The organism is Candidatus Formimonas warabiya, from assembly GCF_002777255.1.
Classification (GTDB): Bacteria; Bacillota; Dehalobacteriia; order Dehalobacteriales; family Dehalobacteriaceae; genus Formimonas; species Formimonas warabiya.
The window spans coordinates 2429684-2444165 of record NZ_CP017634.1; the positions used below are offsets into that span (position 1 = coordinate 2429684).

The 14482-nt window shown below is 42.5% G+C and carries 13 protein-coding genes and 2 pseudogenes; 9 read left to right on the forward strand and 6 right to left on the reverse strand.

Translation table 11 applies throughout. From position 1 onward, the window contains the following. Positions 1 to 68 precede the first annotated feature (68 nt). The 5 genes and pseudogenes from DCMF_RS11365 to DCMF_RS30085 all read left to right on the forward strand — a co-directional run bounded on the left by DCMF_RS11365 (position 69) and on the right by DCMF_RS30085 (position 4608). On the forward strand, positions 69 to 1967 hold the full coding sequence (locus tag DCMF_RS11365) for a tyrosine-type recombinase/integrase (protein WP_148134537.1): 1899 nt from the start codon (positions 69 to 71) through the stop codon (positions 1965 to 1967). After that, complete coding sequence (locus DCMF_RS11370; RefSeq protein ID WP_148134538.1) at positions 1964 to 2941, forward strand: tyrosine-type recombinase/integrase; 978 nt, start codon at positions 1964 to 1966, stop codon at positions 2939 to 2941. The genes DCMF_RS11365 and DCMF_RS11370 overlap by 4 nt, the downstream gene beginning before the upstream one ends. Beyond that, a complete protein-coding gene (locus DCMF_RS11375) occupies positions 2931 to 3965 on the forward strand; it encodes a tyrosine-type recombinase/integrase (RefSeq protein ID WP_148134539.1) in 1035 nt (344 codons plus the stop codon). Before DCMF_RS11370 ends, DCMF_RS11375 begins: the two co-directional genes overlap by 11 nt. A 109-nt stretch (positions 3966 to 4074) precedes the next feature. Next, positions 4075 to 4329 (forward strand): annotated as a pseudogene (locus DCMF_RS11380) (transposase domain-containing protein); the annotation flags it as partial. A gap of 156 nt (positions 4330 to 4485) precedes the next feature. Next, complete coding sequence (locus DCMF_RS30085; RefSeq protein ID WP_257790957.1) at positions 4486 to 4608, forward strand: hypothetical protein; 123 nt, start codon at positions 4486 to 4488, stop codon at positions 4606 to 4608. Positions 4609 to 5148: 540 nt separating this feature from the next. Here DCMF_RS30085 and DCMF_RS11385 read toward each other — a convergent pair. The 4 genes from DCMF_RS11385 to DCMF_RS30480 are packed head-to-tail and all read right to left on the reverse strand — an operon-like array spanning position 5149 to position 8477. After that, positions 5149 to 5529, reverse strand: coding sequence for a hypothetical protein (locus DCMF_RS11385; RefSeq protein ID WP_148134540.1), 381 nt, complete (start codon positions 5527 to 5529; stop codon positions 5149 to 5151). A gap of 21 nt (positions 5530 to 5550) precedes the next feature. Then, positions 5551 to 7797, reverse strand: a complete 2247-nt coding sequence (locus DCMF_RS11390; RefSeq protein WP_148134541.1) for an RHS repeat-associated core domain-containing protein — start codon at positions 7795 to 7797, stop codon at positions 5551 to 5553. Positions 7798 to 7835: 38 nt separating this feature from the next. Continuing rightward, complete coding sequence (locus DCMF_RS11395; protein ID WP_148134542.1) at positions 7836 to 8309, reverse strand: SMI1/KNR4 family protein; 474 nt, start codon at positions 8307 to 8309, stop codon at positions 7836 to 7838. A gap of 18 nt (positions 8310 to 8327) precedes the next feature. Then, positions 8328 to 8477: an HNH/ENDO VII family nuclease gene (locus DCMF_RS30480; protein WP_148137855.1), complete on the reverse strand. Its 150-nt coding sequence runs from the start codon at positions 8475 to 8477 to the stop codon at positions 8328 to 8330. A 319-nt stretch (positions 8478 to 8796) separates the two neighbouring features. Between DCMF_RS30480 and DCMF_RS30485 the strand changes: the two genes are divergently transcribed. The 4 genes and pseudogenes from DCMF_RS30485 to DCMF_RS30490 form a co-directional block, all read left to right on the forward strand. After that, complete coding sequence (locus DCMF_RS30485) at positions 8797 to 9321, forward strand: DUF6431 domain-containing protein (protein WP_418219648.1); 525 nt, start codon at positions 8797 to 8799, stop codon at positions 9319 to 9321. A 94-nt stretch (positions 9322 to 9415) separates the two neighbouring features. Beyond that, a complete protein-coding gene (locus DCMF_RS11410) occupies positions 9416 to 10690 on the forward strand; it encodes a DDE-type integrase/transposase/recombinase (protein ID WP_148134544.1) in 1275 nt (424 codons plus the stop codon). Next, positions 10683 to 11321, forward strand: coding sequence for an ATP-binding protein (locus DCMF_RS11415; RefSeq protein WP_236860248.1), 639 nt, complete (start codon positions 10683 to 10685; stop codon positions 11319 to 11321). The genes DCMF_RS11410 and DCMF_RS11415 overlap by 8 nt, the downstream gene beginning before the upstream one ends. A gap of 248 nt (positions 11322 to 11569) precedes the next feature. Next, a pseudogene (locus DCMF_RS30490) lies at positions 11570 to 11842 on the forward strand (DUF6618 family protein); the annotation flags it as partial. 138 nt (positions 11843 to 11980) lie between these two features. Here DCMF_RS30490 and DCMF_RS11420 read toward each other — a convergent pair. Together DCMF_RS11420 and DCMF_RS11425 are read right to left on the reverse strand one after the other, a co-directional pair. Beyond that, positions 11981 to 13693, reverse strand: coding sequence for an RHS repeat-associated core domain-containing protein (locus DCMF_RS11420; protein WP_236860325.1), 1713 nt, complete (start codon positions 13691 to 13693; stop codon positions 11981 to 11983). 478 nt (positions 13694 to 14171) lie between these two features. Next, positions 14172 to 14477, reverse strand: coding sequence for a hypothetical protein (locus DCMF_RS11425; RefSeq protein WP_148134546.1), 306 nt, complete (start codon positions 14475 to 14477; stop codon positions 14172 to 14174). Positions 14478 to 14482 lie beyond the last annotated feature (5 nt).

Genomic DNA, 14482 nt, shown 5'->3' on the forward strand with positions numbered 1-14482 from the left:
ATCGTAAGGATTTTGTTAGTAACTGGCGATACTGAAATTACCAAAAGCCTATCAGAGGGGGTAGTTTTATGTATCGAAATTATGAAAAAGCCGTAAGCAGGGTAATGGATTACCTTGCCGGCAACAATTACACTTCAAGCATCGTGTATACACATAAACAGTGTTATCGGTTACTTAAGGAATATTTAGAATCAAAGGAAATGCCGTATTCACGGGAACTGGCTCTGCAATGGCTGGATACTGTTACTCCAGGGTTGTGCAGTTCCACTTTCCAAAATTACCGATTAGCTCTGTCCAGGGTAAATGACACCTTTAACCATCATGAAATCGTTAATACTAAAAGTGCGTATGAGGCCGTTCAGCATTATCAGCATCTGAACCAATGGTGTAAAGAACTATTGGATGAATTTTTAGCAGTACTCTCAAAGAGTCATGGCTCAGCTTCAATTCAGGAACACCGCATTTCAGCTTCCAAATTTTTGGACTATCTGTCCAAGTGTGGTGTAAAAAGTACCGTTGGAATTAGCCATTGCATAATTAGGGACTATTATCGGAATGATCTTCATAAAACCCAGAAGATAAAAGACCATTACAACAGTCTGATCAGACATTTCCTTATGTATCTTGCAGACAAAGATAGGGTCAGGAGATCCATTCCATTGGCTTTGGATAAATTTATCCTTCAACGGTTGGTTCTGATTCATGAATTGTCGCCAAGTGACAGGGATGCTTTTTATGTCACAGGGCAGCCAGACTGCATCAATGCCTCGGAATTTCATTCAAAAGCACTGATACTTGGAAGTACTTACCTGAAACGCCACCGTTATTCTGCAACAATAAAAAAAACATTCCGTAAAACATGGAATGAATTGTTTGTTTTCCTGGAAGCCAACGGGCTTGATTATTGCCAGGAAACTGCACTGTACTGGGCACAATATATGCGCTACTATACAGTCCAGTGGAAAACATTCCGGCGTGCAGTTAAAATGTTTGAACAGTTTCGAAATACCGGCGACATACAGCCAGAGATCGTATATACATACCAGAGGGATAAAGCAGAAAATCTGTCCGAATGGTGCCGAAATGAATTCAGAAGCTTCATTCAGTGTAAGCGCCGGGAAGGGCTTGCTGCGTCAACAGTCCAGATGTATCGATCTTCCTGCTTGCGTTTTTTGGGATATCTTGGCCAGGTTGGGAGTACTGCTTGGGATATGATAACCCCGGAAATGATAAAGGACTTCCACCTTTCAGATCCGCATACAACGCCGGAAGCAAGGAATGCATATGCAGCAAAGTGCCGGGGCTTCTTGGAATACTTGGCCGTCAAGGGACATATTCCATCCACACTGAAGCTGGCATTATCGAATGAGTCTGCGGCCCGCCTGGATATCATAAGAACTCTTGCTGACCATGATATTGCTGCTATTTATGAATTTAAAGCCTATGCGCAGACTGGTCTGCAACTGCGGAATACTGCAATGATCATGATTGGCTTGCGGATGGGTATCTGCGCTTCTGACATAACAAAGCTGAAGATGTCGGATGTCTCATGGAAACAGGGAACTATTTCCATCCAACAGGCTAAGACAGATAAGTTTCTGAAGCTTCCAATGCCAACCGAGGTAGGTAACAGTTTATTCAGATATATCATGGACGGGCGTCCGGAAACTTCTTCCGATTACATATTTATTACACACAGGGTTCCATACGACAGGCTGGAAAAAGGAGTATGCGCCAAGGCGTTGAAAAAGGCCCTGGGTAACGACCCGCATGGCTTTCATGTTACCCGGAAGACCTTTGCATCACGGATGCTCATTAACAATACCAATCCCACGATGATAGCAGAAACCTTAGGACACAGCGACAATTCCACGGTCATGACATACCTTTCAACCGACGGAAAATCAATGCGGCAGTGTGCCATTTCACTGGAAGGAATCGAAGTGAAAGGGGGCCTGCTGTCATGAACCAGACCCGGTATCATTATGAAAGTGCATTCGCTCCTTATATTGAGGGACTTATCAAACAGAAAAAAGCTGACGGCTTTATCTACGATTATGAAGCTTACATCCTGAAAATTTTTGACCGCTTCTGCCTGGACAATGGATATGCTAATCCGCTGATAACCCGTGATATTGCCATGAAATGGGCACTTCAGAGGGAAAGTGAAGGAATCAATTACCGTAATCAGCGGGTATCATTTCTGCGGCAGCTTTCCTTATACATGAATTCAATGGGGATAAACAGTTACATTCCACGCTTCACACCATCGGCAGCTGTTACCATTCCACATATTTTAAACCGGGAAGAATTACAGGCATTATTTGAGGCAGTTGACACTTATCTCCCGGAGAATCCCAGGTGGCAGCGCCTTTCCATGGAATATCAGTTACTGTTCCGGCTGTATTACTGTTGTGGGATGAGGCTTGCCGAAGGGTGCAACCTTGAAAAAAAGGATGTTGATCTGGAAAACGGTATTCTTACCATAAGGAAGTCAAAGGGCAGAAAAGACCGTCTGGTGTATATGAAAGATGACCTTACAGTTTTATGCCGGAAATACCTGCAGAAGATAACCAGCCTGTTGCCGGATACCATCTGGTTTTTCCCGGGGCGTACTCCGGAAAGGCAGATCCAGAAAACCAGTATTGACAAAAAGTTTAAGCAGTTATGGGGAATGACGCCATATGCAGGAAGATGTGATAAAGAGCCGACTGTCCAAGCATTACGGCATACTTTTGTGGTAAACCGGATGAATGAATGGATGGCGGAAGGGATTCCACTGGATGTGATGATGCCGTACTTAAGCAGATATCTTGGCCATTCCGGGATTGAAGACACCATGTATTATTACCATCAGGTAAGTGATGCATTCCGGGTGGTACGGCAGAAAGATCTGGTTTCAGACAGGGTCATACCGGAGGTGGTTCCTTATGAAGGATAGAATCATTCCCGGAGGCACCCTGTTCTTTTCCATGACATTAGAGTTTCTTGAGACATATATGCCAAGACAGCTTGGAAGGAGTCCTGAAACCATTAAGTCGTATCGAGATTCCCTCACAATTTTCAGGCGTTACCTGTATAAAGAGAAGAAAATATCCATGGGGAAATTCCATTTCGAAGACTGTACCCCAAAGCTGATACAGAATTTCATCATCTTCCTTAAAGAATCCGGCAACAGCCCAGGCACATGTAACCAGCGTCTGACTGCACTTAGGAATTATCTCTGGTTTGCGGCAGACCGAGACATTGCGCTGCAGTCAACAGCGCTTGCCATTTCGAAAATCCCACCGTGTAAAGTTCCCAAGAAAGAAAAAGAAACTTTGCCAGAAGAAGCATTAAGGTGCATTCTTCTGCAACCTCGGAATACTAAGATTGGCATGCGTGACAGAGTTATGATGATCCTGCTTTATGATTCAGCGATTCGTCTTGATGAGCTTCTCAGCCTTACGGTACAGAACTTGATGCTGAATGGCAGCGATCCTTATATCAGGCTTAACGGAAAGGGTAATAAAGAACGGATTGTAGCAATTACTCCTAAGACAGCCGGTCACCTTCAGCAGTATTTAGATGTATTTCATCCGAGTGTAGACAGAAATGCTTATGTCTTCTACACGAAGATAAAAGGTAAAACAGGAAAAATGTCCGAGGGAAATGTCGAACGCTTCCTTCAGCAGTATTCTAGGCAGGCTAGAAATATTTGCCCGGAGATGCCGAAAAAGGTATATCCCCACATGCTTCGGAGGACAAGGGCAACCGATTTATACCAAAATGGGGTGGAATTAGCGCTCATATCCCGGATACTGGGGCACTCGTCCATAGAAACGACGAAAATCTACGCGATTCCCTCCATGGAAATGCTTCGAAAAGCGATTGAATCGGTGGAAACACCTGATCAGGTTCAGGAAAAACCATTATGGGAAAACTGCAGCGAAGAAGATATGGCCAAGTTATGTGGCCTGCGTTAAATAAATCCACAGGTTTTGGGTGGAGCCTCGGGGATTTATGCGGCTTCTGCCCAAACCTGAGGATTTTCTAAAAATGAGGATAAGGCTGTATATCCTAATGTTAGGATATCTTGCTGAAAACAGCATCCGCCCCTTCGTCCTGGGAAGAAAAAACTGGCTTTTCGCCGACACCCCAAAGGGTGCTTCAGCAAGTGCAGCAGTATATAGCATTGTAGAGACTGCCAAGGCAAATGGGCTTAATGTATATACTTACCTGAACTATCTGCTTTTGTATATGCCGAATACGGATTACCGGAATGATCCGGAGACCTTGGAAGAACTGATGCCTTGGTCCCCACGGGTACAGACTGAATGCAAAAATTAATCCGAAGTTGATGGTTACCATTATAGCCGATTTGAATTCGTGTTTTAAGGCACTTTGTTTTTAATCGCTTACCTTAAACCCCCGGCTGCCCCCATTTTAGCATGGGCAAAAATATCGGTCAAGATATGGTTCACCATGAACCATGGGGGATGGGCTGTGCCTCATGAACTGAGCAGAAACCGGGCAAAAGGAATTGATCCGTACAGCATGTTTTCAGTCATCAACTTCCTTGCCCTTGTGTGGCGACGTGTTACCCCTGTTTTGGATTTTGAGACATAGGCTGAGAAATACACCTACCAGTGAATTTGAAGAGAATTGAGGGCAATTTGAGCAAAGTGGCTTTTCCCTATCATGCCTGTTTTTTTACTAAAACTACTGGTTTATTTTGATGCAGGTTAAAGAGGGGTGGTCGCAAGCGACCTCCCCTCGGATTACACCAGCCCGCAATGCGGGCTGTGGCATTTGGCATAGGTGGTTGCTATGAACGATAGTGTGTCGGATAGGTGGTCGAGATAGAGTGCAAGTGGCCATTTGTTGGCGTTTAAAAGGTGGTCTTTAAGGTGGCTATTAAAGCCTCTTAAAGATGCTGACAGCTATCTATTGTTTTTGCCGTTCTTCATTTGCTCATTCTTTTCAGACCGCATAGCCTTTAATATAAGCTGTTTTTATGTGCTGCATAAAAGATACTATGACAAATATAAATGTGGTATAAAAAGCATGCGCTCTATCGGTTGCATTTTCCCAATTTTATGTCAATTTGAATAGCAAGAAGAAAGGCCACATCAGCCAAAACTGTGTGACCTATATTTCATGAAATCATTAATAATTTACCTCATAGAGCAACAAGTTATTCGTAGTGAGTTTTACATTGCTTCCTGTTTCAGGTGGGTCTCCCTGTGTTTCGATAGATATAATACTATCACCAAGTCTGATTACAGTATATCCATCATCTTCTATAGATTCAAAAAGACCAACTAAGTGAACCATGCCACTTTTTAATGCAATGCCACACTCTTCTTCCGAAACAGTGATATCTTTTTGCCAATATAAAACACCTGGCACTTCGAGTTCAACAAAGTATTCTTTGCTTATTTGAGGTTCATTTCCACTCCACAAGGCAGTAGCATTTCCGTACTCTGTGGAAAAAATTACTTGTAACCCTTGCGATTGATTAATAGTTTCCATAACCTTTACTCTCATTTCTGCACCACCTTTCTACTGCTATTTAATTCTTTGGAGAGTATTCGTAACTGTCATTGTGTCATTTACAGCGTCATATGTCCATGTTTCTTCGTGATAATGGAATTTTGGTGTTCCCATACTGTTCATTTCATGGCTATCAAAACGAACACTCTTTGTACCGTCTGCTGAAAAAATTCTATTGGGGTCCACTTGACCAGTTCTAGGGTTAATATTTGTTGTGTTTTCTCCCAAGTAGCTATTCCATCTATTAGTGACTTCGCTTGACTTAATAGCATTAGGTGCCTTTACTTCTGGAGCATTTATTACTTTCGTATTAACATTTGGAGCCTTAACCGTTCCCTCTGCATTAGATTTTACACCACCAGCACCAATATATATACCTACTTCAATTCCGCCTTCAAGGAGTTTTTCTGTATTAAATATTCTATTGGTTTCATTCTGAAGTTTTTGTGAGTAATTAGGGTCACTTTCTTGTCCACTTAAATTTTTCTTCGCTAAACTTTGAGCCCATTCATATGTTTGCAAATCAGATTTTTCTTGCCTTGCTTCTTGGTCTTCCCGTGACTCTCTCATAAAATCATTCAGAGCTACAAATGGCTTTGCAATATATCCACCAATAGTCTTTAGAAGTCCAGGGTCTTCAGCAGGAGCATTACCCGTCTCCTCAGAGTAACCACTCATTGCCCAGTTATCTTCAGGTCCCCTTGTACTGCCAATTTTACCCGTCTCCTGGCTTTTTATATCCCCAGTATTTTTTTGGTCCAAATTTGGCGATGTATTTGTTGTATTTTCTGTTTTAGCCGGAATATTAATTATTTGACCTACCTGGATTTTTGCGGGATCCTTGATATCTTTATTTACTTTTAAAATATCTGCAACACTTACATCAAATTTCTTACCTATTTTCGTTAAGTTGTCTCCGCTTTTTACGAGATATTTTTGTGATTTTTCATTTTTTTCTCTTTCTTCTTTCGCCTTTCGCTCTGCTTCTTTCTTTTTTCTTTCAATTTCTTCTTTTCTATTATGCTGATTACGGCTGGTGTCCTTTTTGGATAGATCTTCAGGTTTAACCTCTTTCTTTGGTGTAGGTCTTTCAATATGTCCGGTCGGGTCGGTATACATTAAGGGTTCGTTATGACAATAGGTATATAGATTTAAGCTCAACGGGTCATTCGGATTGCCTCTGTATGTGTCTTCTGAGATGAATCTTGCTGTTACCGGATCATAATATCTGGACATGAGGTAGTAGTACCCGGTCTCCTGATCATGCTGGTAGCCCGCATATTTGAAGGGGTTGTTGATGGTTCCCGTGCTCTCGGGGATGTTCCCGAATGCATCATAGTAGTAGGTAGCTAAAATGGTTCCTGCGGAATTGATGAGAGCTGTGACATCCCCATGTCCGTTGTACATGTAGTAGGCTGTGATTCCGGATACGTTCCTGGAGATAAGACTGGTGCCCCAAATGTTCCTTGCTGTCTGGTTCCCGGCATTGTCCGGTTCGAGTAGGATCTGGTCTCCTTCATATAAGTATTTCGCCGCCTGACCATTTATTTCCTTTTTTACCCGGATCCCTTCGCCGTTATAGGTGTTGTTGAGGGTTGTCCCGTCCGGCATGCTGGTGGTGAGGAGCTGGTTCAGCCTGTCATAGGTGCTGTTGGTTATTTTCGCCGTTTGGGGCACGCCGTTGAGGTAAGGTGTTTGACTTACCGTCAGCTGGTTTCCGTTATTGTCATAGGTGTAAGCATTTGTTTCTGTGGTGACTCCGTTCCGGGTTGTGGCGGTTCCCGCTAACCGGTTTTGGTTGTTGCAGGTATAGGTGGTGATATCGGTATTGCCCTGGTACACTACGGTTTGCGTTGCCCTGTTTCCCCCTGCGTCGTAGGTATAGGTTGTTGTCCTGCCGTTGGGTTCGGTGACGCTCCCCAGGCGGTTTAAGTCATCGTAGGTGTAGGTGGTCGTTCCTTTCCCATCTGTTTTTGACGTTTGGTTGTGGGCGGCATCATAGGTGTAGCTATAGGTGTCTATGACGGTCTGGTTTGCTTTTTTGTTTACCAGGGTGTTGAGCAGGTTGTCGTCGTAATAGGTATAGGTTTCGCTTGATCCGTCAGGATACAAAGTGCTTTGTTTGTTCCCGTTGTCGTAGTATGTGTAGGTGGTCGTCTGTCCTCCGGCGGTGACGTTGACCAGTCTCCCTGCTTTGTTAAAGATTTTTTTGACACACAAACAAAGGGACAGGTCCCTCGTTTTATCATCTTTTTCTTGCACACAAGCAACCTGTCCCCCCGTGTTCCCTTATTACCAAATTACTGCCTTGCTAACTGTTCTTCAACCAATCGCAAGATGAAATCTCCCAAATCTTCCGCTATTTTTTCAGTAATAACATATTTCTCGCCATCATATATAGCAACGATCACAGGAGGTTCTCCATCTTCGTTTAGTTGACTATAGTCCAAATAGCCCATATAGCCATCATCAAAAAAGTAAATTGGTAACCATTCTTTGGGGAGGTTATATTCTTTTCTGTCATGCAATGCATAAGCAACTGAATTGCCTTCTAATGTACCAAATAGATCATTTGGGTCAATTCCATAGATTTCATGTCCATAAAAAGATAGATATCCTAATTTAACATAAAATCTTTGGTTTTGTATTGAAAATTTTATATTCAAAAGTGTTTCAGATTTTGTTATTACTTCATCTGGTTCCCCTCCAATTGTTCGATAAAATTTACATTGTTTAGCTAGCTCTATGGCCTTTTCAAAATTTTGATAACTCATAAAGATTCCTCCTATGCATTATTTGAAATCATTTGATCTCCACTCCCAATAATCATTTCTCCATTGATTAAACTCATTTCTATTAATCAGGGAAGGTGATTGGCCTGTATTTTGATGTAAGTTACTATATCCTTGCTGATGGCTTGAACCTGATTGTAGTACGCCGATTTGTTTTTCCCCGGTACAACGTTAAAACTGCAAATTATATTTCCACCTGTATCCTTCTATCCGATCATATCTTGTCGTAAAATCCGGCACATAACTATCGGTTTCTATTGACCCATCACTTTTTTCCCCTTATTATTAAAAAAACATATAAATAAAAAGAGAAAGAGTCCGTTATGCTTGCCCGCCTAACACTCTTTCTCTTTCTGTTGCTTTGTGCTTTAACACATTGCACTATACAAAAACTATGATAAGAGTATTTACGATTTTTTGCAAGCTGAATTTCATGAAGTTTTCTGCTCAGGGGATGTTTACAGAAGCGATGCGGGACTTTTCAAAAGAGAAGCTCAAAACGCTGGTTTTCCCCTGTCCTTACTGTAGAGCTAAACATCCCCTTTGGTCGGAATTCGCTTCCTATGAACGTGATCTTATTTCCTTTGAAAAGGGTTTTCCTGTTACCTATAGGATTATGATCACTAGAATAATCTGTTCATCCTGTAGACATACTCATGCCATTTTACCTGAAATCATTATTCCATATGGTTCTTATAGTCTGATTTTTATCCTGGCCGTCCTGCGGGATTATTACCTATCCCATATGACAGTCCAGGAGCTCTGTGACAAATATATGATTGCCACCTCCACACTCTATGCTTGGAAGCGTCTCTTTCTCATCCATAAAAAACTTTGGCTCGGTATCATAGAAGACGCTGCCACAAAGCCCCTCTCTTTCCTATCTTCATTGCCTTCTCTTACCACCTCGGACCATCTGGCGATCTTTTTCCAAAATCAGACCCAGTCGTTTCTGCAAGGTGTTACCAAAACCGCACACTTTAGTTCGGCCTGATGAACGCCCTATCTTATTTTTCTCTTTTCACATATTTCCGTCATGGTTTGAGCCCTGCTTCCCTATTATCATGGTTTTAGGAGGTGTTTTAACTATGAAACGACAATTTAATGACCAAGCCGCCATCGAAATGGCCTATTTCCGCTTTGCCTTGATTGCTCCCGTCATCCAAGGTATCTTTTCCGATCCCTCCAAGACTGCTTATTACCGCAGGATCACGGAAAATGAGTTGACCCTGCCTGACGGCCGAACCATGCGCTACAATCCTAAAACTTTGGAAAAGTGGGAGGAGTACTACCTCAAGCTGGGTATGGATGGCCTGATGCCCCAAAAACGCCGCGATGCCGGAAAGCCACGCACCCTTAACGAACGAGCCATTTCTGAAATCTACCGTCTGAAGGAGATGTTTCCCAGGATCAACGCCACCCTGATCTACCATAAGCTTATTGAAGATGGTTTCATCAACCAGTCCGATGTTTCTCTTTCCAGCGTCCAGCGTTTTATCAAGCACAACGACTTAAGGACTGCTGTTAATCCCAACCAGAAAGACCGTAAAGCTTTTGAGGAGGCCTATCCCGGCGGCATGTATCAAGCCGACACCTCTTACACCGCTTATATCAAAGAGGATGGAAAACTCAGGCGTACTTATCTCATCCATGTAGTGGATGATCATTCCCGCCTAATTGTCGGAGCCCGTTTCTTTTACAACGACAATGCCTATAACTTTCAACTTGTTTTGAAGGATGCCGTTGCCCGTTATGGACTCTGTAATAAACTTTATCTTGATAACGGTTCAACCTATGCCAATGCACAACTTTCATTAATCTGTGGTTCCCTCGGTATTGTCAAAATCCATACACCTGTCCGCGATGGGGCTTCCAAAGCCAAGGTAGAAAGAAGCTTTCGCACCATTAAGGATACTTGGCTCAATGGCTTTGATCCTTCTGAAGTTTCTTCCCTGGAAGAACTTAATCGCTTACTTGCCGATTATGTCCGTAAACGCAACACCTCTTTCAATCGCACTATCGGTGGGACGCCCATGGAACGCTACCAGCAGGGCATCCACCATGTCCGTATTCCTAAAAGTCAGGATTGGCTTGATGAGTGCTTCATGAACCGCATTACCAGAAAGGTCAATCTTGATGCCACCGTCTCCATTGGCTCTCTTTCTTTTGATGTCCCCATGCAGTTCATCCGATCTAAGGTTGAGATCCGCTTCCTTCCCGACCGCATGCAAGATGCTTACATCTTTTTTGAAGGCCATCATTATCCGATCCGCCCCACCAACCGGGTGGAAAACGGGCGCACTAAACGCAATAATACCCATGCCATTGATTATTCTAAAATGGGAGGTTCCTCTGATGTTTAAATCTTTTTACGGTCTTACCTTTAATCCCTTTGATAAGTCCCTTCAGGAAAACCATGCCTTTCAGTCCAGGGACTATCAACAGATGCTTTCCCGTCTTGATTATCTTAAAAACACCCGGGGTATTGGTCTTTTTACCGCCCCTCCCGGTATGGGCAAAACCTTTGCTTTGCGCTGTTTTGCGAAAAACCTGAACCCTAACCTATTTCAACTTTCTTATATTTGCCTTTCTACGGTTAGTGTTTCCGAATTCTACCTTCAGTTCTCCTTTGAACTGGGCTTGGACTACAGTTCCAAGAAAACCGTAATGTTTAGAAACATTCAAGAACGTCTTTTTCACCTGTTAAAGGAGAAACACAAAACCTTTATTCTTGCCATCGATGAAAGTCAGTATTTAAATGCCGGCATCTTTCGGGATATTAAGATGCTCATGAATGTCCATTTCGTAGCCTGGATTGCTTTGCTCTTATCTTCATTGGACAACCCTATCTTACCTCTATCCTCCAAAAACCGGTTCATGAATCTCTCAAACAACGCATTGTCGTTCACTACAACTACGAGGGGCTTTCCTCCGGGGAAGCGAAAGATTATATTTATTCCCGGATTGAAGCTGCTGGTGGCGCCCGCACTCTAATAAATGAACCCGCTGCTCTTGCTGTTGCTAACTTTTGCCAAGGCACACCTCGTCTCATCAACAGCCTCATGACCAATGCCTTGATTCTTGGTACGCAACTCCGGAAAACTACCATTGATACCGAAATTATTCTAGCGGCCAGCAACAATCTGGCCCTAAGTTAAGGAGGTTCCAAGATGTCCATAAAATCTTTTTTTCCTGTTCGCTTTGAGTGCTATGAGTAGGTAGGCAGACACCTTGAGCATTGGTCCGGAGCCGTTACCCATCTTGTTAACTACGGCAGCCACTATGAAATCTATATCAGCAGCCGTAGTGGTTTTGTCTTTATTGTTGGTAAATATATTACCGGCGCTTTCATTAGTATTCCTGCTTTTAATGTGGGGTCTGAACTCGCCGATTATAGCAATTATTTCTGGAACAAGGAGCGTCTTGCTTCAATCATGAACAATGTGGATGCCGTCACTGTCGCCGAAGCACTTCGCACACTCAAAGCTAACAATTTTATACAGCTTATCTTCTGACCATGGGCTTGTATCATGGTCCTTCTTATTTTTTCTGCATGTTTGTGCAGTTTTCTCGGTAATATTGTGCTGCATCGAATAATTAAGTGCTGTTTTTCCGGGTTTCATGGGAATTTTAATCTGCTGTTTGACCCGATGTCAAAGTGCCGTTCTACAACCTGATATCTCCATTAATGGACCATTATTAGTTTGGTCGATATGGTGAACGTTTACAGATTTTCCATCATGGCCAATCGGAGCAAGACCTTCCTCCATTCTCTGAATATTGGTTCTACCTTGTTTATCAACAGCTTTTGGATCAAACAAGTTGTTATTTTGAGTAACGGTTTTCCCTTTAAATTCAACCTTAACCGTTCCCTCTGCATTAGATTTTACACCACCAGCACCAATATATATACCTACTTCAATTCCGCCTTCAAGGAGTTTTTCTGTATTAAATATTCTATTGGTTTCATTCTGAAGTTTTTGTGAGTAATTAGGGTCACTTTCTTGTCCACTTAAATTTTTCTTCGCTAAACTTTGAGCCCATTCATATGTTTGCAAATCAGATTTTTCTTGCCTTGCTTCTTGGTCTTCCCGTGACTCTCTCATAAAATCATTCAGAGCTACAAATGGCTTTGCAATATATCCACCAATAGTCTTTAGAAGTCCAGGGTCTTCAGCAGGAGCATTACCCGTCTCCTCAGAGTAACCACTCATTGCCCAGTTATCTTCAGGTCCCCTTGTACTGCCAATTTTGCCCGTCTCCTGGTTTTTTATATCCCCAGTATTTTTTGGGTCCAGATTTGGCAATGTATTTGTGGCATTTTCTGTTTTAGCCGGAATATTGATTATTTGACCTACCTGTATTTTTGTGGGATCCTTGATATCTTTATTTACTTTTAAAATATCTGCAACACTTACATCAAATTTCTTGCCTATTTTCGTTAAGTTGTCTCCGCTTTTTACGAGATATTTTTGTGATTTTTCATTTTTTTCTCTTTCTTCTTTCGCCTTTCGCTCTGCTTCTTTCTTTTTTCTTTCAATCTCTGCTTTTTTAATATGCTGATTACGACTGGTGTCCTTTTTGGGTTTAACCTCTTTCTTTGGTGTAGGTCTTTCAATATGTCCGGTCGGGTCTGTGTACATTAAGGGTTCGTTATGACAATAGGTATACAGATTTAAGCTCAACGGGTCATTCAGATTGCCTCTGTATGTGTCTTCTGAGATGAATCTTGCTGTTACCGGATCATAATATCTAGACATGAGGTAGTAGTATCCGGTCTCCTGATCATGCTGGTAGCCCGCATATTTGAAGGGGTTGTTGATGGTTCCCGTGCTCTCGGGGATGTTCCCGAATGCATCATAGTAGTAGGTAGCTAAAATGGTTCCTGCGGAATTGATTAAAGCCGTGACATCCCCATGTCCGTTGTACATGTAGTAGGCTGTGATTCCGGATACGTTCCTGGAGATAAGACTGGTGCCCCAAATGTTCTTTGCTGTCTGGTTCCCGGCATTGTCCAGTTCGAGTAGGATCTGGTCTCCTTCATATAAGTATTTCGCCGCCTGACCATTTATTTCCTTTTTTACCCGGATCCCTTCGCCGTTATAGGTGTTGTTGAGGGTTGTCCCGTCCGGCATGCCGGTGGTAAGGAGCTGGTTTAGTCTGTCATAGGTGCTGTTGGTTATTTTTGCCGTTTGGGGCACGCCGTTGAGGTAAGGTGTTTGGCTTACCGTCAGCTGGTTTCCGTTATTGTCATAGGTGTAAGCATTTGTTTCTGTGGTGACTCCGTTTCGGCTTGTGGCGGTTCCCGTTAACCGGTTTTGGTTGTTGCAGGTATAGGTGGTGATATCGGTATTGCCCTGGTACACTACGGTTTGCGTTGCCCTGTTTCCCCCTGCGTCGTAGGTATAGGTTGTTGTCCTGCCGTTGGGTTCGGTGACGCTCCCCAGGCGGTTTAAGTCATCGTAGGTGTAGGTGGTCGTTCCTTTCCCATCTGTTTTTGACGTTTGGTTGTGGGCGGCATCATAGGTGGGGGATGTCGAGGGGACGGGGTTATTGACACCTTGAGAACTTAAGGATGTTGTCAACTACTCCGTCCCCTCGACATTCCCTTAACAGGCTTGTAGCGTCTTTCAATATAACTGTCTTTAGTTTTCATGACGTATATAATTAATACAAAAATCAAATATGATTTTTGATGATTTCGTCAACACCAAAATGGTAATTTAGTAATTTACAGTATACCCATATACGAGTTGCGCATTATGTAATGTTATGTCTACTTATCGAAAGACAAAAAGATAGGTCACATCAGCCGAAACTTTGTGACCTCACTCTTTCATCTTTTTACTTTCTTGTTTCTATCTCTTCAGAGATTAATTTCTTCGATTTGTTTACTATACTCTCCAGTAAGCTCGTATCAAAAATTCCGAGAGAACTACTAATCTCCTTAAAACCTTTTAATTGAGCATATGCAGTTAACAATTCATCCTTTGAAATTGTTGATATTGATACATTTTCGTTAATCAATTGGTGCAATAATTGAAAGCAAACAATCTCTTTCCCTTCAACACTCATAGCTTCCGTTCCATCTCTAAAAACCTCAAGTTCTTCAAGTTCTTCATCCGTAAAAAGTTTAACTAACTCATTCATCTAAT